At 32.4% G+C, this 23,986-nt stretch carries 26 protein-coding genes; 8 read left to right on the top strand and 18 right to left on the bottom strand.

From position 1 onward, the window contains the following. Positions 1-120 precede the first annotated feature (120 nt). Both coaD and rsmD read right to left on the bottom strand, forming a co-directional pair. A complete protein-coding gene (coaD, locus tag LQ679_RS08830; RefSeq protein WP_037587476.1) occupies positions 121-615 on the bottom strand; it encodes a pantetheine-phosphate adenylyltransferase in 495 nt (164 codons plus the stop codon). After that, complete coding sequence (rsmD, locus tag LQ679_RS08825) at positions 608-1,162, bottom strand: 16S rRNA (guanine(966)-N(2))-methyltransferase RsmD (protein ID WP_037587475.1); 555 nt, start codon at positions 1,160-1,162, stop codon at positions 608-610. Before rsmD ends, coaD begins: the two co-directional genes overlap by 8 nt. Before the next feature lie 81 nt (positions 1,163-1,243). Here rsmD and LQ679_RS08820 point away from each other — a divergent pair, with 81 nt between their 5' ends. Next, positions 1,244-1,633 carry a DUF7147 family protein gene (locus tag LQ679_RS08820; RefSeq protein ID WP_239762507.1) on the top strand — a complete coding sequence of 130 codons (390 nt, stop codon included), beginning with the start codon at positions 1,244-1,246 and terminating at the stop codon, positions 1,631-1,633. Here the strand turns inward: LQ679_RS08820 and LQ679_RS08815 are convergent, their stop codons facing one another. Beyond that, positions 1,634-1,900 (bottom strand): DUF2129 domain-containing protein, encoded by a 267-nt coding sequence (locus tag LQ679_RS08815; protein WP_037587474.1) that lies wholly within the window; start codon positions 1,898-1,900, stop codon positions 1,634-1,636. Positions 1,901-2,058: 158 nt separating this feature from the next. On the opposite strand from LQ679_RS08815, the gene LQ679_RS08810 reads away from it, so the two are divergent. Further along, positions 2,059-2,973 carry a glycerophosphodiester phosphodiesterase family protein gene (locus tag LQ679_RS08810; RefSeq protein WP_239762504.1) on the top strand — a complete coding sequence of 305 codons (915 nt, stop codon included), beginning with the start codon at positions 2,059-2,061 and terminating at the stop codon, positions 2,971-2,973. A 50-nt stretch (positions 2,974-3,023) separates the two neighbouring features. On the opposite strand, the gene LQ679_RS08805 is transcribed toward LQ679_RS08810, so the two are convergent. Continuing rightward, positions 3,024-3,464, bottom strand: coding sequence for a YlbF/YmcA family competence regulator (locus LQ679_RS08805; RefSeq protein ID WP_037587470.1), 441 nt, complete (start codon positions 3,462-3,464; stop codon positions 3,024-3,026). 14 nt (positions 3,465-3,478) lie between these two features. Further along, entirely contained in the window at positions 3,479-4,546 is a 1,068-nt protein-coding gene (locus LQ679_RS08800) for a CAP-associated domain-containing protein (RefSeq protein WP_191836202.1), read from the bottom strand. 168 nt (positions 4,547-4,714) lie between these two features. Between LQ679_RS08800 and LQ679_RS08795 the strand changes: the two genes are divergently transcribed. Together LQ679_RS08795 and ytvI are read left to right on the top strand one after the other, a co-directional pair. Further along, positions 4,715-5,086: a YugN family protein gene (locus LQ679_RS08795; protein ID WP_025904648.1), complete on the top strand. Its 372-nt coding sequence runs from the start codon at positions 4,715-4,717 to the stop codon at positions 5,084-5,086. Between the two features lie 80 nt (positions 5,087-5,166). Continuing rightward, positions 5,167-6,213 (top strand): sporulation integral membrane protein YtvI, encoded by a 1,047-nt coding sequence (gene ytvI / locus LQ679_RS08790; protein ID WP_191836201.1) that lies wholly within the window; start codon positions 5,167-5,169, stop codon positions 6,211-6,213. Between the two features lie 51 nt (positions 6,214-6,264). On the opposite strand, the gene LQ679_RS08785 is transcribed toward ytvI, so the two are convergent. From LQ679_RS08785 to cyoE, 7 genes are all read right to left on the bottom strand, one after another. Next, positions 6,265-6,726, bottom strand: a complete 462-nt coding sequence (locus LQ679_RS08785) for a DUF420 domain-containing protein (protein ID WP_037587463.1) — start codon at positions 6,724-6,726, stop codon at positions 6,265-6,267. Positions 6,727-6,737: 11 nt separating this feature from the next. After that, complete coding sequence (gene ctaG / locus LQ679_RS08780; RefSeq protein WP_037587461.1) at positions 6,738-7,691, bottom strand: cytochrome c oxidase assembly factor CtaG; 954 nt, start codon at positions 7,689-7,691, stop codon at positions 6,738-6,740. A gap of 150 nt (positions 7,692-7,841) precedes the next feature. After that, positions 7,842-8,195 carry a cytochrome C oxidase subunit IV family protein gene (locus LQ679_RS08775; protein ID WP_025904652.1) on the bottom strand — a complete coding sequence of 118 codons (354 nt, stop codon included), beginning with the start codon at positions 8,193-8,195 and terminating at the stop codon, positions 7,842-7,844. 1 nt (position 8,196) lies between these two features. Next, positions 8,197-8,826, bottom strand: a complete 630-nt coding sequence (locus tag LQ679_RS08770; RefSeq protein WP_204255142.1) for a cytochrome c oxidase subunit 3 — start codon at positions 8,824-8,826, stop codon at positions 8,197-8,199. After that, positions 8,826-10,727 (bottom strand): cytochrome c oxidase subunit I, encoded by a 1,902-nt coding sequence (gene ctaD / locus LQ679_RS08765; RefSeq protein ID WP_025904654.1) that lies wholly within the window; start codon positions 10,725-10,727, stop codon positions 8,826-8,828. Before ctaD ends, LQ679_RS08770 begins: the two co-directional genes overlap by 1 nt. A gap of 23 nt (positions 10,728-10,750) precedes the next feature. Beyond that, a complete protein-coding gene (gene coxB, locus LQ679_RS08760; RefSeq protein ID WP_239762502.1) occupies positions 10,751-11,818 on the bottom strand; it encodes a cytochrome c oxidase subunit II in 1,068 nt (355 codons plus the stop codon). Between the two features lie 38 nt (positions 11,819-11,856). Next, the gene (gene cyoE, locus LQ679_RS08755; protein WP_078099911.1) at positions 11,857-12,783 is read right to left on the bottom strand and encodes a heme o synthase; all 927 of its coding nucleotides are present in this window, start codon (positions 12,781-12,783) and stop codon (positions 11,857-11,859) included. Positions 12,784-13,119: 336 nt separating this feature from the next. Between cyoE and LQ679_RS08750 the strand changes: the two genes are divergently transcribed. Next, positions 13,120-14,031, top strand: a complete 912-nt coding sequence (locus LQ679_RS08750; RefSeq protein WP_037587456.1) for a COX15/CtaA family protein — start codon at positions 13,120-13,122, stop codon at positions 14,029-14,031. A gap of 51 nt (positions 14,032-14,082) precedes the next feature. Here the strand turns inward: LQ679_RS08750 and LQ679_RS08745 are convergent, their stop codons facing one another. The 3 genes from LQ679_RS08745 to LQ679_RS08735 all read right to left on the bottom strand — a co-directional run bounded on the left by LQ679_RS08745 (position 14,083) and on the right by LQ679_RS08735 (position 19,207). Next, positions 14,083-17,529, bottom strand: a complete 3,447-nt coding sequence (locus tag LQ679_RS08745; RefSeq protein WP_239762500.1) for a pyruvate carboxylase — start codon at positions 17,527-17,529, stop codon at positions 14,083-14,085. 136 nt (positions 17,530-17,665) lie between these two features. Then, positions 17,666-18,865 carry an FtsW/RodA/SpoVE family cell cycle protein gene (locus tag LQ679_RS08740; RefSeq protein ID WP_204188697.1) on the bottom strand — a complete coding sequence of 400 codons (1,200 nt, stop codon included), beginning with the start codon at positions 18,863-18,865 and terminating at the stop codon, positions 17,666-17,668. 66 nt (positions 18,866-18,931) lie between these two features. Beyond that, a complete protein-coding gene (locus LQ679_RS08735; RefSeq protein WP_025904660.1) occupies positions 18,932-19,207 on the bottom strand; it encodes an Fpa/YlaN family protein in 276 nt (91 codons plus the stop codon). Between the two features lie 141 nt (positions 19,208-19,348). Between LQ679_RS08735 and LQ679_RS08730 the strand changes: the two genes are divergently transcribed. Together LQ679_RS08730 and LQ679_RS08725 are read left to right on the top strand one after the other, a co-directional pair. Next, entirely contained in the window at positions 19,349-19,831 is a 483-nt protein-coding gene (locus LQ679_RS08730; protein WP_126476950.1) for a hypothetical protein, read from the top strand. A gap of 5 nt (positions 19,832-19,836) precedes the next feature. After that, on the top strand, positions 19,837-19,983 hold the full coding sequence (locus LQ679_RS08725; protein ID WP_075578086.1) for a DUF2197 domain-containing protein: 147 nt from the start codon (positions 19,837-19,839) through the stop codon (positions 19,981-19,983). 36 nt (positions 19,984-20,019) lie between these two features. On the opposite strand, the gene LQ679_RS08720 is transcribed toward LQ679_RS08725, so the two are convergent. Next, a complete protein-coding gene (locus tag LQ679_RS08720) occupies positions 20,020-20,358 on the bottom strand; it encodes a YlaH-like family protein (protein WP_037587446.1) in 339 nt (112 codons plus the stop codon). Positions 20,359-20,363: 5 nt separating this feature from the next. After that, on the bottom strand, positions 20,364-22,211 hold the full coding sequence (gene typA / locus LQ679_RS08715; protein ID WP_037587443.1) for a translational GTPase TypA: 1,848 nt from the start codon (positions 22,209-22,211) through the stop codon (positions 20,364-20,366). 220 nt (positions 22,212-22,431) lie between these two features. Between typA and LQ679_RS08710 the strand changes: the two genes are divergently transcribed. Next, positions 22,432-22,617 carry a DUF5325 family protein gene (locus tag LQ679_RS08710; protein WP_037587440.1) on the top strand — a complete coding sequence of 62 codons (186 nt, stop codon included), beginning with the start codon at positions 22,432-22,434 and terminating at the stop codon, positions 22,615-22,617. Positions 22,618-23,144: 527 nt separating this feature from the next. Here LQ679_RS08710 and LQ679_RS08705 read toward each other — a convergent pair. Beyond that, positions 23,145-23,966, bottom strand: a complete 822-nt coding sequence (locus tag LQ679_RS08705; protein WP_025905163.1) for an inositol monophosphatase family protein — start codon at positions 23,964-23,966, stop codon at positions 23,145-23,147. Positions 23,967-23,986 lie beyond the last annotated feature (20 nt).

Below are 23,986 nucleotides of genomic sequence, written 5' to 3'. Positions count from 1 at the left end.
GTAGTTTAATCATGATTTTAGTGGAAAATATTAATCCATATAAAAAAACAAACTGAACTTATAAATTTAAGTTCAGTTTGTCCACAGTCTGAAACGCATGACATATGCATGCGTTTTTTATTATGATTCTTTATTTTTTATTTTTTCTTTCAATGCTTTATTCACATTTTCAGGAACAAATTCCGAAATATCGCCGTCAAATTGTGCAACTTCTTTCACAACACTTGAACTTATAAATGAATAATGATTATTTGTCATCATATATAATGTTTCAATGTCGTCATCTAGTTTTTTATTCATAGATGTCAATTGCATTTCATACTCAAAGTCGCTAACAGCTCTTAACCCTCTTACAATCGTGTTAGCATTTATTTCTTTGCAAAAGTCTACAAGTAACCCATGAAATGAATGCACCACTATATTTGGTACATCTTGTACCGCTTCTTTAATTAATTCAACACGCTCTTCTGTACTAAATAAGCCTTTTTTAGAACCATTTTTCAATACAGAAACATGAATCTCATCAAATATTTTTGCACTACGCTTAATAATATCAATATGTCCTAATGTTATTGGATCAAAGCTACCTGGAACAACTGCTATTCTCTTAGTCATTGTCTTCTCCTTTTGTTAGCAACATAACATGCGTCAGTCCATATTCATACTTTTTAAGAACTTTGAACGCACCCGTATCTATGTCTTCACTTTTATCAAATTCGCAAATTATTGTACCATTTACATTTAATAAGTCAAACGCTTGAATTTTTTCTAATGATTGATCTATGAGCGATTTTCTATAAGGTGGATCTAGAAATATATAATCAAACTTAATATCGCGTTTATTTAAAGCTTTTAACGCTCTAATTGCATCATTTTTATAAACTTCGTATTGAGTTTCAGGTATATGTAATGTATTTAAATTTTCTTTTATCATTTTAGTTGCTTTGAAATTACCGTCCACAAAAATCACTTTATCTAAACCTCTAGACAATCCTTCGATACCAAGTCCACCACTACCAGCAAACAAATCTAACCCGATACCTTCTAATTCTTGAAGGCCATTAAAGATATTTTCTTTCACTTTATCTGTAGTCGGTCTCGTTGATTGACCATCTATTGTTTTTATATGAAGTCTCTTGTATTTCCCACCTATTACTCTCAATGTTAATCATCACTTTCTTTATTATTAATTATTATTTATACTTATCCATATAGTATTTAAACGAAAACGAGGTTTATAAAAATGAAACAATCATTTATCGTCATCGGTCATGGCCAAACTGATTTATTTGAATTTCAAACGTTAATCGAATATAACCATGAACGTATTTCTGACATTATTATGTTACATACACCATTATCTAAGGAGAAACTATCTTCAGCTTGTATCATTATGAAGCCTACTAAAGGTCAACATTTTCAAGCGATTTACATGATAATGGAAGGTATTAAATATCCTTACCCTGACTCAAATAAAAAATTCGATTTAATCAATGAATGGGCTAATGCATATCACATACAAGTTAAAGGTCTTGATGTTAAATCACGTGCTGATTTCGCTGAAGATGAACTTTACTTCGCCTATTTAAAAGGTGTATTAAGACTTGAAAGATACTTGCCTCCGCTTCAATAGTTAAAAGTTTAAATACTCTTTTTTGTCCGTATTTGAATTAGAGTAATCTCTTTTAACATATTTAAATGGTGAAACTTTTACATCTTTAACATATTTTAGTTTCATTAAATGTTGAACAGTATCGTCTATTTTATCTTCATTTGTATATAACATGACGTATTGTTCTTTTCTATGTGCAAAGTATATATTACCAAACTTGCGTAATTGTCGTTCGTGTTTCATATTCTTTAAATATACGACAATACTGATTCGTTCTACTAATTCCATCAAAATAACCTCCTAACGCTTTTTATTTTTATATTAGCACTTTCTATAAAATGATGAAAGAAGATAACTCCAAGCACATGTGACTTGCTTTCTTATCTTAAATCAATTTGATAGAATATATATAAGTCTTTATTTGCATTTCGAAAGGATAGGATAACATGTCAAAAATTAATTTATTAAAAACAACAGGTCTTATCGGAGGCATTGTTGCGGGTTCTTGGATTGTGACAAAAGCAACATCAAACGTTAAACCACGTACGATTAAACCATTCTTTACACAACCAGCTCCTTATGTATTCGCTCATCGTGGAGGCATGGCGTTAAGACCAGAACATACACGCTTAGCTTTTGATCATGCATTAAAATACGAAGTAACTGGATTTGAAGTAGATGTTCGACTTACTAAAGATGAAGTACTTGTTGTAACACATGACAACACAGTCGATCGTACTAGTAACGGTTCAGGGTATGTAGGTGATCATACATTAGAAGAACTACGCCAATTAGATTTCGGATACCACTTCAAAGATATTAATAACGAGCATCCTTATAGAGGAGATGCCAAAGCTAAAATCGTCACTTTAAAAGAGTTATTAACTGAATATCCAGATGTCTTAGTAAATATAGATATTAAAGACCACCCTGAATCATATAGTGGTAGTTTAGCACCATCACACTTATATCGTTTAATTACAGAACTTAAAGCTGAGGATCGTGTTAATATTACAAGTTTCTATGATGAACAAATTGATCGCTTTAATTTAAATGCTCAAGATTCAATTGCATTAGGTACAGGTCAAAGTGAAGTAGCTAAAGCTTTCATAGCTTATCAATCAGGATATGGTCATACGTATCAACCTAAATCTGATACATTCCAAATTCCAATACAAGCTAAAGGGCTTCCTTTAGACTCAGAAGGTTTCATTCAATTTTTAACATCACTTAATATATCTGTTGCTTATTGGGTTGTAAATCAAATCGATACAATGGATGATTTAATTCAAAAAGGTGCACATACGATTGTAACTGATCGCCCAGATACTGCACACTTCTTAATTAAAAAACAATACTAATTTAAAAAGCTTTCCATCTGTCAAATGACAAATGGAAAGCTTTTTTTATGTTATGTTGAACATCCACAAGAACCACCAGTAGAACAACCACCACCATGTGACTCACTACTAAAGAATGGATTACCTGTATCCACTTTAACATTGCTTGAAACTGAATAAGAAACAATGCTAATCACTTCATCTAATAAATCTTGTAAAGCAGTTTCTTTAGTCTTAAATTCAGAAACAACTGGATGCATTTCATATGCCCTCTTTTGTTGTCTTGTTTCTTTCATAACTCTACTGTAATCAGGATGATATCTACCAAATCTTAAACAATCATCATAATGTGATTTTATTTGATCAAATTTTTGTCTTAATATTTTAACTTCAAAATTTGTTTCAAGTTGATGTTTTGCTTCGATGTATTCTTGATAAATATATGAATCTTTAATACATGCACTTAGTTCGTCTGATTGATCAAGTATATCAACTGTTTCTGCAGTAAACATAATATGATTCCCCCTTATTCTTTATTTTCTTTGAAAACAAGTGAATAGTATTCGCGAGAATTACCAGCACCAAATTCATCATATTGACTACCTAATAACTTTTCTCGATACGTGTTGTTGTTTAACCAGCTATTGATAAGTGTTGGTACATCATAGAAATTGTATGCTAAATTTTGGTTAATGGACTCATATTCAATCTTTTGATTATTGATATGTTTTGTGATGCCATCTTCTAGAGATTTAACTGCCTCTTCCTCATCGATATCATCTTCAATTAAATCTGCTTCCATTTGTGTGATATACGTAAGTTGATCATTAATCTGTAATGGTTTGACATCTTTCATTTCTCTAATTTCATTTACGATTTCAAGAAGTGATAAATCTTTATTTATATGAGCTTGGAAGTCTTGTTTGTCTGTTCTCTTTAAATCTTGACCTTTGTCATTATTTATCTTAGTCATTGAAAATGGTGCATGTTCAATAACAGCATCTGAATCCATAAATTGTACGCCCATCACTTCATTTGTTTCACTATCAATTAAGACTTGCGCATAAACATTACCGTATTTAATCAGTAATTGTGTCTTGATATCACGTTCAGATAATTCTAATTGATATTTTCCATATGCACTTTCAACAACTGGTTCCATATCTATATTTGTACCATTAAAAATCTTTGTTGCATCTTGTTTCATTTTAATTGGTGAAACATTCACTTTATTTCCTGTAGCAAATACTGAAGAGACTTTATCATTTTTAGTAGATATTAAATAATAGTGTTCTTTATTTTTAAAGACATAATTCTTTCTACCGTGCTCTGCCTTATATACCCTATCTGGTTGTCCTAAATCATTTATAACTTCTTTAATATTTTTATAGACATATGTACCTACGCCTTCTTTCAACTTTGCATTGCCAGTTGATTTTTCAGCTTGTTGCTCATAATAATTCTCATTTGCTTTATCATGAGAGTAGTTTGGATTCTTTAAAACATCAAATTCTAATTTAGGTGAATAGAATAAATAAAAGAGTACAATGATTAAAATAGTTATTGCTACAACTTTTATGATAATATTTTTCAACTATTTACCTCCTCATTTATTCCTATATTCAATTATATCATTTTACAGGAAAACATTTACCTAAATCAATCGAAATGTTGTCATATTTGTTAAATATAAATGTACATTGCAACATTGGCGCTTTTATCATAAAATAAACTTAAAGGTACTTAGAGGGAGGAAAAATACATGGTATTTGATAATACAGGTCTTGAGAAGGTTATCATTGAACAAGAGCTATTAAAAGATGTTATGAATAAACATGGTTTTATTGCTGGAGGACATTGGGATTATGAGCGTATTACTTATGATTTTAAATATGAAATAAGTGAAGGCGTCTATTACTTAAGAATTCCAGGTTATGCACTTAAAGGGGACATCGGTGCCAATAACGCAACAATTCAATTAATGGATCCATATCTCGGTAAACACTACTATCCAACAGGTGTAGAATACGGAGATGATGAAGTTTACCCAGATAATTTAGTTGCACATTGTAACTTATTAATTGAACGTATCACATCAGATATTAATGCATTAAATACATTAGGTGCGCATTAATTAAAATATTACTAACAGAGTAGAGACGTGATATTTCACGTCTCTTTATTTATATATAAATGAGCAAAGAGGTCATCATTATGAAAAAATGGATAAACAAACGAAACATAAGCATATTTATCATTATAGTTTTATCTATTCTATTTATTTATTTCATTTTACCGATATCAATACCTTTAATAACAGCACTTGTTATCGCATTAGCACTCAATCCGCTCGTTAATAAATTAGCTAATAAAATTAAAAGCCGTAAATGGAGCGTAACGATTATTTATACGTTACTCCTTACGATAACAGGATTTGTTATATTTTTATTTTTAACTAAATTAATAGACCAGATCGTACTATTTATTAAAGATTTACCTAATAAAATTAATATACTCATCACTGTCATTGAACAATATAACGACAAAATGAAAGCTATTTTACCAGATGAAATGGCAGTTACAATCAACAAGGAACTGCAGAACTTTGTTGCATCTTTAAGAGATTCAATCGCAAATTATTTAAGCGTTGAAAATATAACAGAAGTTGTATCTTCTTTACCCGGTTTTATAATAAGTCTTGTAGTGTTTCTTGTAGCATTGTTCTTATTTATGTTAGAAATACCAAATATTCATAAATTTATTAAACAACATCTATATCCGTCGACTTATCATGAAATTTATAAAATATACAATAAAATTGGCCATTCTATTATTGGAATGATATCTGCTACCATCGTATTAAGCTTTATAACTTGGTTATTTACATACGTTGGTCTACTGATCATTGGTGTAGATTCAGCGTTTATCATCAGTTTATTTATATGGTTTATTGATATCTTACCGATTGTTGGTGCAACAGGTTTTACAATTCCGTGGGCAATCTATGCTTACATAGTTGGAGACCCGACGCTCGGTATTCAACTGATTATACTATCTGTTATATTACTCGTTCAAAGAAAAATATTAGAACCTAAAATATTCGGTACAGGTGTTGGTTTATCTCCACTACCTACTTTAATATCCATGTTTATCGGTTTAAAATTACTAGGCTTTATTGGATTCTTTATCGGACCATTATTCTTAATCGTTATCAAAACGATACTAGAATCTGGTCTTATAAAAACAGACTTTAAAATATAATATATACAAAAAACCTCTCAATCCATTATATACGGATTGAGAGGTTTTAATTTAATGTCCTAAAATTGCTTTTATCATAGATGTTGTATCGCCACCGTGATAGAACACATATAATAATAAATAAACGGCAACACCTGTAATAGCTGTACAGAACCAAATAATAGATGTTACTGGCCCAAATTTGCGGTGTCTATCCAGTTTGTTCGTCCAACCTAAATAAATCGTATAGATCCCCATCACTGCCCCGACAGTCGCTAGTGTTATATGGAAAATCAAGAAAATTGTATAATAAATTTTGATATTATCCGGTCCACCAAATGAAGTATTTCCAATAAATACTGTTCTACTAGCATAAATGGTAAAGAATACGACTGCCGCAACTGCTGCAGATATCATAAACTTTTTGTGTGTTTCAATTTTTCGTTGTGCAATAAAGTACCATCCGATAGCAACTAAAATAGCGCTTAATACGATGAAAGTTGTACTTATTGTCGGTAAAATTGGTAAATTCATTTTCATACATCCTATCTAAATTGATTATATAATGCTTTTTGCTCTTGTAATTTTCTCAAGCTATCTTCAGTGATTTGCTTTTCATTTTTTCTCTCATATCTAAACCATCTCATGAAAATGATATATAAATAAATACCAAACACGATTTCTTGCATAACTTTCATGATGACACCACCTGTTTGCTGATCTTCTAAAGGTGTAAAATTCGTAAAGTATTCTGGACCAGATAAACCTGTTCCTTGAACGACTGAATTTAACGTATCAGCTGGTACACATAAAGTCATCGCACCTAGCCATGCTTTACCTGACGTGTATGTTTCATACATTGCAGAACCGCTAAATATGATAAGTCCACATGAAGGTGTTAACAACACACCGATAAAGAAGATATATAAGATTTTCTTAATGTTACTCATGTGCAGTTCTTCAGGGATATGTTTATTAAATATTGGATGCCACATAAACCATGCACTTATGAATAAAATAATCGTATATAACTCATGCAAAACAAGATCTTGTTTTAATGTATCTAACACAAGTGGTATATGATATACAGAGAATAAACCGTTAAAAAGAAAAATTGCTAATATCGGCTTTGTAAATAATTGAACAATCTTATTAATTACAGGTAGTTCTTCCACATATTTGATGATGTATTCTGGGATAGCAAAATATAGCAATGGAACTACAATTAAAAATAATAAAGCCATTTGCAACATATGGAAACTAAAAATGATATGTGAAAGCAGATCAATAGGTCCACCTTCTAATAAGTATATCGTTAACATTAAGATAACGAAAAGTGTCGCTTCACCTTTTCTTAAAGGTCTTCCACCTGGTATATCTTTATACCATTTTCCACAAATTAAAAAGTATAAAATAATTACACACAATACGCCTACAAAGAAGAATGGCGTCCAGTTTGCCCAAAAACCGAATATAGATATTGAGGTTAAGTTACCCATCTCTTTACACTTCCCCACTTAGTCATTACTTTTATTATAAAATTTAATCCATCGTTAAACAACCCAACAATGTAAATAGTTATGACAATGATATGACCAAATAAAAAGACTCGAGAACTTATATAACAAAGTTCTCGAGTCTTTTATAAATTATTTTGTTTTTACGAATAACGGATCGCCTAACCATACGATGTAAATAAACGTTACAACGAACGATAATCCGAAGAATACACCCGTAATCATAAATAATTTTGATATACCATGTTTTTCAGCTTTCATATGCATGAAATAATAGAATTGTAATACAACTTGTAGTACTGCTAATCCTAAAATAACTGGTATAACGAATTCTTTAGGAAGTTCTGCAGCAACTAATGCGAAAGCAATAAAAGTAACAAAAATCATAATAGCGAAGTTTGTAACTTGCATACGCATTTCTTTTGTACTTTTACGCTTCTTATAATCTCTAAGTGCTTGTGCGTCATGATTTAATTGTTGACTCATATTATCCTAACGCTCCCATCAAGTATACTACTGTAAAGATAAACACCCATACAACGTCAATGAAGTGCCAATATAAAGCAGCAGTATTAAATTTATGTGCATTATAAATACTTAATCCTCTAGCTCTATTACGGAAGATGAGTAATGTTAACCATACTAAACCTATAAGTACGTGGAATCCGTGTGTTCCTACTAAGAAGTAGAAGGCACTACCGAAAGCACTTGAACGGAATGTATGACCTTGATGTACATACTCTACGAATTCATAAATTTCTAATCCTAAGAATCCTAATCCTAACAGTATTGTAATACCAATCCAAAGGAATAATCCTTTAGCATTGAAATTACGCATATGATATAAAGCATACACACTTGTTAGAGATGATGTTAATAATAACATCGTCATTACGAACGCTAATGGTAAATGGAATAAATCTTTAGCTAATAAATGATCTTCACTTGGTACAGCATCTTTTAGTGCTAAGTAAGTAGCGAATAGTGATGCGAATAATGCAACCTCTCCACCTAAGAACACCCAAAATCCTACGAGTTTATTCTTACCTTCCATAGATGCTGTTTCAGGATGGTTTGGCCAATTGTCAGCTGTAAATTTTACTTCTTCATGTGACATTAACGCTCACCCCTTTCATACTCTAATAACTCTTCTTTAGAAATATGATGACCGTGATCATCTTTAAGTGATCTTACAATCATACTTCCTGCAGTAATACCTAAACCAAGAATCAATACGTATACTGCCCATGGTTTTTCATGTAAATCTTTAACTGCATCTAAAGCCCATTCTTTACCATCTGCAAAGTATAAAGCACCGAATGCAGCTACGAATAAACCGAATGCTTGCATAAATGGAATAAATGAATTATTAGGCATATGAATCTCATCTAAAGATTCAGCTGGAAGAATTTTTCCGTCACCTTGAGTTTTTTCAATCCATAATGCATCTAATCCACGAACTAATGGTGTTTGTGCAAAGTTGTAATGAGGTGTTGGTACTGGTAACGCCCATTCTAAAGTACGGCCGTCTCCCCAAGCATCTTTTCCAACTTTTTCACCTTTAGCTAATGTCATGATTACATTGATAACTTCAGTAATAACAGCTACTGCCATGAATAGCGCACCAATTGTTGATACTAAGTTTGGTATGTCATACCCTTGACCAGGTAAGTATGTAAATACTCGACGTGGCATACCCCATAGTCCTAAGAAATGTTGAATTAAGAATGTTAAATGGAAACCAATAAAGAATAACCAGAATGTTACTTTACCTAATTTTTCACTTAACATTTTACCAGCTATTAGCGGGAACCAATAATGTAAACCAGCTAATAATGCAAATACTACACCACCAACAATTACGTAGTGGAAGTGAGCAACGATAAAGTATGAGTCATGTAATTGATAGTCAGCTGGTGCTGATGCTTGCATGACACCTGTTACCCCACCCATAACGAATGATGGAATAAAGAATAACGCATATAACATTGGTGTTGTGAATTCAACGCTACCGCCCCATACAGTTAGTAACCAGTTGAATATTTTCACACCAGTTGGAACAGCAATTGCCATTGTTGCAACAGCGAATATAGCGTTAGCTACTGGACCTAAACCTACAGTGAACATGTGGTGAGCCCAAACCATGAATCCTAAGAAACCGATTAATACTGTAGCGAATACCATCGCTGAATAACCGAATAAACGTTTTCTAGCGAATACAGGTATAATTTCAGAGAATATACCGAACGCTGGTAATACTAAAATGTAAACTTCTGGGTGTCCAAAGATCCAGAATAAATGTTCCCAAATAATTGTGTTACCACCTTGAGAAGCAACAAAAAATGATGTACCAAACATTCTATCGAAAATTAATAAGAAAATACCGATAGTTAATGGTGGGAATGCAAATACGATTAATGTAGAAGCAACAAATGTTGTCCAAGTCATTAATGGCATACGCATATACGTCATACCAGGTGCTCTCATGTTAACGATTGTAGCTACAAAGTTAATACCAGCAATTAATGTACCAGCACCAGAGATTTGTAACCCTAGAGCATAGAAGTTAATACCATGCCCTGCCGATTCTAAAGATAAACTTGCATAAGATGTCCAACCTGCGTTAGGCGCTCCACCTAAAATCCAAGATAAGTTTAAGAAAATTCCACCGAAGAAGAATAACCAGAAACCTAATGCATTTAAGAATGGAAATGCAACATCTCGTGCACCAATTTGTAATGGGACAACTGCGTTCATATAACCGAATAACAAAGGCATTGCGGCTAAGAATATCATTGTTGTACCATGCATTGTGATAATTTCATTAAACAGTCCAGCTGTAACAAAGTCGTTTTCTGGAACTGCTAACTGGATACGAATTAACATTGCTTCGATACCACCGATAGCAAAGAATAATCCCCCAGCAATTAAATACAAAATAGCAATTTTTTTGTGGTCGACTGTTGTTAAATAGTCCCAAATAGTCGATCCAAACCCCTTTTTACTTTGAGTAGACACTAGAGTAACCTCCCTTTCAATTCTTACTTATCAACTTTTCTTTCCATTAAGTAGGCAGATAAAGCGTCAATGTCTTCATCAGAAACTTTATATTGACCAGTCATCTTATTACCAGGTTTAACGCTTTCTGGGTCTTTAATCCATTTTTTAAGATTTTCTTCATCATGTTTTAAGTAACCTGCAATTAAATCACGATCACCAAAGTTAGTTAAGTTAGGGCCTTTAGCGCCATCTCCAGTTGGTGTAACAGCGTGACATCCTGCACATGACTTGTTAAATACCTTTTCACCCTCTTTAGCTTGGCTAGAAGTAGCGGCTACAGGTTTTTTAACGTCTTTCATATCTTTAACCCATTTATCAAAATCATCATGTGGTAGGGCTTTCACTTTAAAGTCCATTAAAGCATGTGATGGTCCACATAACTCAGCACACTTACCATAGAATAGATTTTTGACTTCTTTAGCTCTTTTATCATCGAATTTTAAGTAGAATTTATTAATACCTTCTACGTTAGTATCCAATTTCCCTCCAACTGCTGGTACCCAGAATGAGTGTTTAACATCAGCTGAATGTAATCTGAAGTAAACTTTCTTATCTGTTGGTACAACCAGTTCTTGGCTGGTAACAATTTTTTCATTTGGATAACTAAACTCCCACCAATAAAGGTTAGCAGTTACATCAATAACAAGTTCTTTACTTTTACCTTTTTCATCTACTTTATCGATTGCTTTCGTATCTCCAAGTGAGAACGTTAGCATAACAGTAGGAATTGCTAGAATAATAAGTAAAATAATTGGGATGATTGTCCAAACCAATTCTAATTTATGATTTCCTTCAACGTCTTTAGGTACATAATCTTCACCTAATTTTTTACGACGGAATTTAATCATTGCAAATAAGAATATAACAACAACTACAACAATAACTAGCAACATAATGCCTATTGAAAGCATTAGTAAAAAGAATTGTTTATCAGCAACTTCACCAGCTGGGTGAAGTACTGATAAATGTTTTTGTCCACAACCTGCTAATACAAACAGCAAAGTAGCAAGCAAACCGAACATTTTCGTGTTTTTTAAACGTGTCTTCATTCGTTTAACCCCTCTTTCATGCATTCATTCATAATTAATTATATTAATTGTATAACAGTTACGATAACTGTCATGACAAAGAAAATAACAAGATAATTTAAAGAAAAAACAAACATACTCGTAGCCCATTTTGATTTGTTTATTTCTTTTTTAAATCCATATAAAGCTAATAACATCCATGCTAAGTTGAGCAGTGTTGCAATAACGATAAACACTGTACCAAGTTGCGTCATTAAGAACGGTATCGGTAATAATAAAACTACCCAAAACAACATACTTAAACGCGTTCTATTGAAGCTTTTAACTGACGGTAACATTGGTATATTAGCTAAGGCATATTCATCTTTACGACGATAAGCTAAAGCATAAAAATGAGCAGGTTGCCATGCAAATAACACTAAGAATAGTGTCCATGCTAATGGGCTTAATGATGGATCAATACTCGCCCAACCGATTAACGGCGGTATTGCACCTGGAAAACTTCCTACAACTGTATTCCAAACGGTATGTCTTTTTGACCATATTGAGTACAGTACAACATATCCAAATATACCAAGTAATCCAATTATGCCAGTTGGAATATTTATCATGAATAATAAAATTTCACCCACAATCATTAATCCGAAACTTAATTGAATTAAGTGGCGATTACTAATACGTCCATTTACTGTAGGTCTCTTTTGTTTTGAAGGCATGATAGAATCGATATCTTGATCGTAATAATTGTTTATAGCACATGCTCCGCCCATAATTAAGGTTGATCCTACCATCATTAATAGAACAACCGGTAAACTGTGGAAGAAGTTAAATCCACCAAATACTATTGCAAGCCACGCACCTGCAAATGTTGGGATCAGATTTCCTTGAACAAGACCCATTTTAATGATGGCTTTAATTTCATACAAAGTGAGACGACCAGTTTCTATTTCTTTCTCAGAAGTCACACTATATTGATTTTGTTGCAATTTTGTCCCTCCTTCCATTATCTTTCACATATAACTCAATGATATATGAAAATTGTCACATAATCTATACATTTTTGAAACAAAATTTTGACATTTTATTACTTATCCTTAGTTCGCATAAAAAGTCATTATTGTGTAACATTTACAATGCACATTCATTGTTATACTATAGATATTAGTGTTTAAATTAGAATCGTATTAAAGTAAGAATAATTGTTAATACGTTGTTCTCTTAAATTCTATCATATTTTGACATATAAATAAGGTTTATTTTAGAATAAAACTCATTTTATAGTACTATAAATATCAATTTTAATTTTACTTGAGGTGTTCGAATTGTTTAGTGATAAATTTTTAAAATGGCTATCTACTATAGCGACAATCGTGATGCTCTTTGTCCAATTAGGTGGTGCATTAGTTACTAAGACTGGTTCCGCTGATGGTTGCGGAAACTCTTGGCCATTATGTCATGGCTCTGTTATACCTGCAGATTGGCCAGTTGAAACGATTATAGAATTAGCACATAGAGGCGTATCTGGATTAGCACTTATTCTTGTTTGTCTACTTACTTATATAAGTTGGGTCAAACTAGGTCATATTAGAGAAGTTAAACCACTTTGTATTACGAGCATTGCATTTATCTTTGCTCAAGCTTTAATTGGCGCAGCAGCTGTAATTTGGCAACAAAATGATTTTATTTTATCTCTACATTTCGGAATATCACTCATTAGCTTCGCTTCAGTTTTATTATTAACATTAATTATTTATGAAGTTGATCAAAAATTCGAAGCTACAAGCTTAATAATAGATAAACACTTAAAGTTCCACACTTATGCTGTTACATTATTTATATATTTTGTGATTTATTCAGGCGCACTTGTAAGACATGCAGATGCAAGTTTAGCATGTTTAAGTTGGCCATTATGTAGAAACGGTGAAGTCGGACTACCTCAAAACTTTTATGAATGGGTTCAAATGTCACATAGAACTTTAGCTTTCATCATATTTATTTGGATATTATATATATTCATTCATGCTTTCAAAAATTATACACAATACCGCGTTATTAAATACGGTTGGACATTAGCTTTTATACTGGTTTGTTTACAAGTAACAACAGGTGCTTTATCAGTTATCACACGCGTTAATTTATTTATCGCACTCTTCCACGCATTATTTATAACAATGCTATTTGGATTATTATGTTACTTTATCATGTTAATATCACGATCTAAACGTCGAAGTTAACATACAAAAAGCCGCTTAAATCATTCGATGATTTAAGCGGCTTTTATTTTATTATGCTTTATCGATTGTAATAATCAAATCTTGTGTTTGAATACTGTCACCTGCTGAAACGTATATATTGCTTACCGTTCCATCAAATGGTGCTTGTATTGTTGTTTCCATTTTCATTGCTTCAGTGATAATAAGTGCGTCACCTTGTTTCACTTCATCGCCTTGTTTCACTTTCACTTCAGAAATTGTACCAGGCATTTGGGCACCAATATGAGATTCATTACTTAAGTCTGCTTTTTGTAATACTGCCTCAGATACTTTAACATGTTCATCTTTAACGTATACTTTTCTTGGCTGACCATTTAGCTCATAGTAAACCCAACGATGACCATCTTCGTATACATGACCGATAGAAAGTAATTTAACGATTAAGATCTTACCTTTATCAATTGTTATTTCAACCGTTTCATTTTTCTTCATACCGAATAAGAATGTAGGTGTATCTAACAATGATAAGTTACCGAAACTTTCATATGTCTTAATATATTGTTCGTATACTTTAGGATAAATGGCATAACTGATTAAATCTTGTTCCGTTACTTCCTCTTGTTGTTTATCTTGTAGTTCTTCACGCAATGCATCAAAATCAACAGGTTCTAACAATTCTCCTGGTCGTTTTTCAATTGGTTGTTGCCCTTTTAAGATGACTTTTTGTAATTCTTTATTAAAGCCATTTACCGGTTGACCAATTTCTCCTTTAAAGAATGAGACAACTGATTCAGGGAAATCTAGTGAACGGCCACGTTTAATGACACTTTCTTCATCTAAATCATTTTGAACCATGTATAATGCCATGTCCCCAACTACTTTAGAAGAAGGTGTTACTTTTACGATATCACCAAATAATAAGTTAACACGTTTATACATGTCTTTAACTTCATTAAATCTTTCACCTAATCCTAAACTCTTAGCTTGTTGACCAAGGTTAGAATACTGTCCACCTGGCATCTCATGTTGATAAATTTCAGTATGTGGAGAACGAATATCACTTTCAAAATCAGAATAATAGTTTCTAACTGTATCCCAATATTGAGATAATCTTTCTAGACCATCAATATTTGTTCTAACATCTCTTTCATTACCACTTAATGCATAGTATAAAGAGTTAGCTGAAGGTTGTGATGTTGTACCACTCATACTTGCTACTGCAGTATCGATTACATCGACACCTGCTCTAATCGCACTTTGATAAACAAGTAATCCGTTACCACTCGTATCATGAGTATGTAAATGGATTGGAATATCAATTTGTGTCTTCAATTCACTAATTAATTCATAAGCTGCTTTAGGTTTTAACAATCCAGCCATATCTTTAATACCAAGGATATGTACGCCTTCACGTTGTAATTCTTTAGCTAGATTAATGTAATACTCTAAAGTATATACGTTAGATCTTTCTGGATTTAAGATATCGCCTGTGTAGCAAATCGCACCTTCAGAAATTTTACCTGATTTTTGTACCGCTTCATTTGCGACTTTCATTTGATCTAACCAGTTTAATGAATCAAATATTCTAAACACATCGATTCCAGCTTCAGCACTTTCTTTAACAAATTTTTCAATCACATTATCAGGATAGTTTTTATATCCAACTGCGTTTGATGCTCTTAATAACATTTGGAATAACACATTTGGAATTTTTTTGCGTAAGCGTGTTAACCGTTCCCATGGATTCTCTTTTAAGAAGTTGTATGCCACATCAAATGTTGCACCGCCCCACATTTCTAATGAAAATGCGTCATTTAAATATTTAGCTGTTTCAGGTGCAATTTGTAACATATCGTAGGTTCTCATACGTGTTGCTAATAATGATTGGTGTGCATCTCTAAACGTAGTATCCGTTAATAGTACTTCTTCTTGTTCTTTTAACCATTTACTTACGCCTTCAGGTCCATGTTGTTCTAGAATTTGTTTCGTACCCGATAATGATGCAATTTCTTCATTAGATACTTCTTCTAATTTGAACTTTTCGAAGTGTGGTTTTTCTCGTTTTTCAACACCAGGGAATCCATTTACCGAAATATTCCCGATATATTGTAATGTCTTTGTACCTCTATCTCTAGTCGGTGTAATATCAAATAGCTCTGGGTTGTTTTCTAAGAATTTAGTTGTATATGTACCCTTCGCAAACTTCTCGTGATTTACCACATTATATAAGAATGGAATATTTGTTTTAATACCTCTTATTCTCATTTCTTTAAGAGAACGTAGCATTTTTTCAGTCGCTTGTCTTAATGACATAGCATGTGTTGAAACTTTCACTAATAATGAATCGTAATAAGGTGAAATTTCTGCACCTTCAAATCCATCACCAGCATCTAGTCTTACACCGAAGCCGCCACTTGAACGGTAAGCAATAATTTTACCTGTATCTGGCATGAAGTCATTTAAAGGATCTTCAGTTGTGATACGACTTTGAATTGCAAAACCTAAAGTAGTAATATCTTCTTGTTGTGGCATTTCAATTTTGTCACCAAATAATGATTCGCCTTCAGCAACAAGTATTTGCGTCTTAACAATATCGATACCTGTTACCATTTCAGTAATAGTATGTTCAACTTGTACACGTGGATTAACTTCAATGAAGTAGAATTCATCTCCTGAAACTAAGAACTCAACCGTACCTGCATTGACATATCCGATTTTCTTCATTAAGTCTAATGCGACATTACAAATACGATGTCTCAGTTCATCACCTAATGAAACAGATGGTGCAACTTCTACAACTTTTTGATGTCTACGTTGTACTGAGCAATCTCTTTCATATAAATGAACTAAGTTTCCGTGTTCGTCACCTATGATTTGAACTTCAATATGTTTTGGTTGATCTATGTATTTTTCGACATAAACTTCGCTATTTCCGAAAGATTTTCCAGCTTCTGATTTAGCTCTTTGGTATGCATCTTCTAATTCACTCGCATTATTAACGATACGCATACCTTTACCACCACCACCAGAAATGGCTTTGATGATAACTGGGAAACCGTGTTCTTTAGTAAATGCTTCTACTTCCTCAAATGATTCAACCGCACCATCAGTTCCTGGAATAACTGGAACATCTGCAGCTATAGCTGTCGCTCTTGCTTTTACCTTATCCCCAAACATGTCTAAATGTTTAAGTTCTGGTCCGATAAATTTAATACCTTCTTCAGCACATCTCTTTGCGAATGTTTCATTTTCACTTAAAAAGCCATATCCCGGATGTATTGCATCGACGCCTGCTTTTTTAGCAACTTTAATAATTGCCTCTATATTTAAATAACTTTCTGTAGGTCCTAAGTTTTCATCTACTAAATAAGACTCATCTGCTTTATATCTATGCAATGCCCCTAAGTCTTCATTAGAATAAATCGCTACTGTTTCAATATCTAGCTCTGTTGCTGCTCTAAAAATTCTGATTGCAATCTCGCCTCGATTGGCTACTAATAATTTATTTATTTTGCTCATATTTGGAGGCTCCCCTCAATGTATTTGAATTTTCTAAAAACAATATATTAGTCCATTATATAAAAATTGCGAATTATATTCTACTATAATCCGCAATTTTTATATAATTTATTAATTTGTTTGATTAATTATACATTTATCTCGTGCTTTGACGACTCTCAATTCTTATTTGTTTAGCCGTTAATAATAGTATACCTGTCGCGATACTTAAGCTTAACATAGAGGATCCGCCAAATGTCATAAATGGCAATGGAACACCTGTTAAAGGAATTGTTCCTGATATACCAGCTAAGTTTACAAAAGTTTGAATACCAATATAGCTTGAAATACCAACACATACTAATTTAAAGAAATATGAATCCGTAAGGGCTGCATATAAGAAACCTTTATATACAATGAACCCAAGTAATCCTATTATGAATAACACGCCAACTAAGCCTAGTTCTTCTGCAATAACTGCAAAAATAAAGTCTGTATGCGGTTCAGGTAAATAACCTAATTTCATTATGCCATTACCTAGCCCTTTACCAAAGAGACCACCGTTACCGATTGCTAATAATGAATTAGCTAAGTGATATCCGATACCACTTTCGTAGTTGAAAGGATTTTCAAGTACATGAAAACGGTCTGCTTGGTGTTGTGACAGAATGCCACCTTTAAACACTATACTAAAGATAACCAGTAATACCACACCTGCAAAAATTGGACCAGACCATTTTAAAATTGCTTTAATACCAATACCTGAATATGCGAAGATACATAATACAATCATACATAGTATCAACGCCTGACCTGTATCATTTTGTAATAAGACTAATCCAATACAAGTACCAATCAAGAATAAAGGCATCATCAGTGCAAGTTTAAATTGTTTAAGTCGATTTCGTCTTTTATCAATAATGAATGATAAGTATAAAATCATTGCAACTTTCAAAATTTCAGATGCTTGTAAGTTCATAAATCCTAAGTTAATCCAACTTTTTGCACCGTTAATTGTCGTACCAACAAGTAAAGTTAACACGAGCAAACCAAATATTGTGAATATGACTATTTGTTGAACTCTCTTATTCTTTAAAATGTTAATGTGCATAAAATACGACATAAAAAATACAATAAAAAATCCAACTATACAATATAATAACTGCCTTATAAAAAAGTAAGTACCCGATACTGGGATACCACCTGTTAAAGTACCTTTTGTAGCAGCTACCATACTTGCGCTGTATACCATCACTAAGCCAATGAATGATAAAATGATATAAGTAATTAACAATGTGAAATCTATGTATTTTGAGTAATTCTTAATGTACTGGAAAAACCTCTTAATATATTCCATCGACTCATTCCAATTCTAAAAAAATAAGTCTAAAGAAAGATTTCTCCTCTCTAGACTTTGTATAATTTAAGCATTTGTGAAAGCATCATGCAATTTAGATAGTTCCTTTTCTAAACTTGCCATAAGTGTCTGACCCTTTTCTCTATCAACAAGTCCAATTTGTACTGCAAAATCTACTTCCTTTTGAAGACCAAACATTTGCGTATCTAAAACTTCCTCATATAAAGGACATTGTGGCATAGTTAAGTTGTCCATTTGTACCTTTATTAACTGAAGGATTTTTTCAGAATCGTTATATAATTGGTCATATGCCCTTTGACAAATTTCTGAATCGTAATGCATGACATACTCCCCCTTAATCTTTTTAAGTTTCTATACTTATAAAATTTTAGCCTACAAATCTGAAAATTGCAAGCGAAAACAGAAGGTTATTAATTACAAATATGTTAAAATTGAATTGTGAGATTGATAGGAGTGAAAAAATTGATACAAATTAAAGGAAATACGAAGTTTAATATTACGTTAGATGCAACAACATGGATTTTTGATGATCGCAAAGTAAAAATTGAAGATTTAGAGCAAGGTATCTTTAATGGTGAAAAGCCAATTGAATTTGAAAATAATGTTGCATGGAACCGTGCAATCCTTGAAGGGGCTACAAATCCTCCAACATTAAATAGTGAAACAACTTATAAAAGACGTTCATTTTTAAAAGATACTTATGTTATAAATGCGATGCCTTTCATCAAAAATGCTGAACCGAATGAAAGCGCTACAAAAGTAGTCTTAAAGAATGATCAAGATTCAATTGATATTCCAATTGAACAATGGCCATATTTATTTTTCCAATTCTCTAAAGAAGGTAAAATGATATATAAAGATGGAAAAATCGACGCTTTTACTTATGATCAAGAAAAAGGTTACCAAAATAAATTCAGTTATGTTTCAGACATAGAGGTTGTTTAACCATGATTATGAAAGTAAAATGTATTATTTGTGATTCTGTCGTTAATTTAGATTCTAAATCTAAAGAAGCAAAAAGATTAAGAAATCACCCAATCCGTACATTTATGTGCGATGATTGTAAAGCAAGACTTGATAAACCTAAATCAGAATAAAAATAAAAAAAGGCAGCTCTTACGAGCCGCCTTTTTTTATTGTTGTTTACCGCTACTTCGTTCTTTATGAAGTCTGTAACGATATAGACCTAAAACAATTGCTGCTATTATTAAACTTTCTCCTACAGGCAAGAATACCGCTAGAAAAGTTAATAATAAACAACCTAAAAACAGTAATATATAGATAATAATGTTTTGCCAAAACTTTAGTTTTCTTGCAAACCCTAAATTATAAACAATCGCACTTAATACAAAAATCGTTAATAATAAAAGCCACATACCAAGCTCTGGGTTCTCATCTACTCTAAATAACTTACCAAAAAATGAAAGCCTTTCTGTTGGATTAACACTTACATTTTTAGCAACTAAGAGCATCTATATCACTCCTCTTCTTGTTCAGCCATTTTTTGTCTCTTCTGAGCTCTTTCTCTTTCTGCTTTATCTAAAATTTTCTTTCTTAAACGAATTGATTCAGGTGTTACTTCAACTAATTCGTCATCATTTAAGTATTCTAACGCTTCTTCAAGTGTTAAAATTCTAGGTTTTTTCATTGTTGTTGTTTGTTCTTTAGTAGCTGAACGGATGTTGTTAGCTGCTTTAACTTTTGTAATGTTAACAGTTAGATCATTTTCACGAGTATTTTCACCAACAATCATACCTTCATAAACTTCAGTACCTGGTTCCATGAAGTTTACACCTCTATCTTCTAAGTTCAAGATAGCATAAGTACTTGCTACACCTTTATCGATTGATACAAGAACACCATTTCTTCTTCCACCAATACGTCCTTTAATTCTTGGACGGTAAGAATCGAATGTATGGTTAATGATACCATAACCACGAGTCATTGACATGAATTCAGTAGTGTAACCAATTAATCCACGAGCTGGAACGATAAAGATTAATTTAGTTTGTCCATTTTCGTTAGATTGCATATCAACCATTTCACCTTTACGAGATCCTAAAGATTCAATAATTGCACCTGTATATTCATCAGGAACATCAATTTGAACACGTTCATAAGGCTCAGATTTAACGCCATCTATTTCTTTAACAATAACTTGAGGTTTAGAAACTTGTAATTCATAACCTTCACGTCTCATATTTTCAATTAAAATAGATAAATGTAATTCACCACGTCCTGCTACAACCCATGCATCAGGTGAATCTGTAGGTGTTACACGTAAAGATACATCTGTTTCTAATTGTGTTTCTAATCTTTCTTCAATCTTACGAGCTGTTACGTAAGTACCTTCTTTACCAGCGAATGGAGAATTATTAACTGAGAATGTCATTTCTAATGTTGGCTCATCAATTCTTAAAATTGGTAAAGCTTCAACGTGATCTTGAGGTGTGATTGTTTCACCTACGTTAATATCTTCCATACCACTAATAGCAATTAAGTCACCAGCGTATGCTTCATCAATTTCTATACGGTTTAAACCAAAGAAACCAAAGATTTTTGTAACTCTGAAGTTTTTAACACTACCATCAATCTTAACTAATGATACTTGTTGTCCAACTTTAATTGTACCTCTGAATACACGTCCTACACCAATACGTCCAACGTAGTCATTATAATCTAATAATGCAACTTGGAATTGTAATGGCTCATCTCTATTATCAACAGGTGCTGGTACATATTCTAAAATTGTTTCATATAGACATTGCATGTTATCGTCTTGTTTATCAGACTCTAAACTAGCAGTACCACTTAATGCAGATGCATATACAACTGGGAATTCAAGTTGTTCATCGTTAGCATCTAATTCAATAAATAAGTCTAATACTTCATCTACAACTTGTTCTGGTCTTGCAGAAGGTTTATCAATTTTATTAACAACTACAACTGGTTTTAAATTTTGTTCTAATGCTTTTTTAAGTACGAAACGTGTTTGAGGCATCGTTCCTTCATAAGCGTCTACTACTAATACAACACCATCAACCATTTTCATAATACGTTCAACTTCTCCTCCGAAGTCAGCATGTCCAGGTGTATCTAGTATATTGATACGGTGATCTTTATAGTCAATTGCCGTATTTTTAGCTAATATCGTAATACCGCGTTCTTTTTCAAGGTCGTTTGAATCCATCGCACGTTCTGCTATATGTTCATTTTCACGAAAAATACCAGATTGCTTTAATAATTCATCTACTAAAGTTGTTTTTCCGTGGTCAACGTGGGCAATAATCGCAATGTTACGTACATTTTCTCTTAAATTAGTCATGCAAAAAATTTTCCTCTCCGATTTAAATTAATCGACATTTATTCGACTTAAATTTATAACTTGATAATTATAACATAAATCGTTTGAAAAATAACTATTATTGAACAGATTTACTCAAATTTCCATATTTTTTATTTAGTACCGTTTTAATCAACAGGTTGATTTTTCTTTAAATGTGAAGCATAATAAAATAATGAAAACGGTTAAAGGATGGATATAAATGAAGAAATCTAAAGCAATATTCGTACTACTTGCTTTAATTGTAACATTTCTCCTTTTAGTGTTTAGCTTTGCATTAGCAGAAGGTTCTATGTTGTTTATGTTATTAGCAGTATTGTTAATCGTAGCAACAATGGGATTTGGTTTTACACTTAAAAAGAAATACCGCGAAAACGGTTGGCTATAAACAACATACGACATCAGATTAAAAGCATATCACTTAACGAAACGTTATCGTGATATGCTTTTTTGATGTGTTAAATTTAGTTGTAAGGTGTTTAACGGAGATGGTATTGATAGTTAGTTTATAGATATTATTAGGATCTTGATTTCATTATTCTGAATTCTGGTAATTAGAATGCTGTAACTTCCACTATTCTGAATTGTGGTAGTTAGAATGCTGTAACTTCCATTATTCCGAATTGTGGTAATTAGAACTCTGTAACTTCCATTATTTCGAATTCTGGTAGTTAGAATGCTGTAACTTCCATTATTTCGAATTCTGGTAATTAGATGGGCACTCCTTAGAGACATTTCTCAGAATTCTGTCCCTAACAACACTTCTTACGGACATTTCTCGGAATTCTGTCCCTAACAGCACCTCTTACGGACATTTCTCGGAATTCTGTCCCTAACAGCACCTCTTACGGACATTTCTCGGAATTCTGTCCCTATAAAAAAGAGGCTTAAACAATAATTGTTTAAGCCCACTTCCTATTTTCCTTTAAATCTTTCTGTATGAATTTGTTCTAACATTGTCTTATATGGTAAGAAGTATTCATTCAATAGTTCTTGGTGAATTTTTTTATTACCTATTAGTATTGAATTGGCTTCTAATATATTTAAGTGTTCTCCTAATTGGTTTGTTACAACTGCGCCTACTTCTTCTGCAATTATTAAGCCTCCTGCAAAGTCCCATGGATGTAATCGCATTGTTAAATATGCACTTGTATTACCTTTTGCAACGTTTGCAAAGTCTAATGCTGCTGATCCGTATGCTCTTGTGCTTCTTGCTTGATCAACAATCGGCATATATATTTTAGCTAATTTTTCTTTTGTTAACCATAATGGATTTGTTGAAATTAAACTGGTCTTCAAATCAGTATCTTCTAATGGTTTAAGTTGTTCATTATTTAACCATGCCCCTTTACCAGCTATGGCATGATACATTTTATCGTTCATGACATCATATACAAATCCTGCATATTTTTCACCATCAATAAAAATACCGATTGAAATGGCAAAATTTTCTTGTTGATGTACAAAGTTTAGCGTGCCATCTATTGGGTCAACAATCCATAAGACGCCCTCTGTATTATCAATATCCGTGCCGTGACCCTCTTCTCCTAAAATACGATGTTCTGGATATGTAGATTTAATTTGATTAAATAATCTTTCTTCTGTTTCTTTATCTATATTTGTCACTAAATCATTAGGATTTGACTTTGTTTCTATTTGAATATCGTCATCTATTGAATCACGAATAATTTGACCCGCTTCTTGTATTATTTGATAAGCAAATTTGTATATTTCCATGACAAAACCTCCTATGTTAT

It is taken from the genome of Mammaliicoccus sp. I-M35 (assembly GCF_022386455.1).
Lineage (GTDB): Bacteria > Bacillota > Bacilli > Staphylococcales > Staphylococcaceae > Mammaliicoccus > Mammaliicoccus sciuri_A.
The sequence above is the reverse complement of the archived record's forward strand: the minus strand, read 5'-3'. Positions and strand labels throughout refer to the sequence as shown.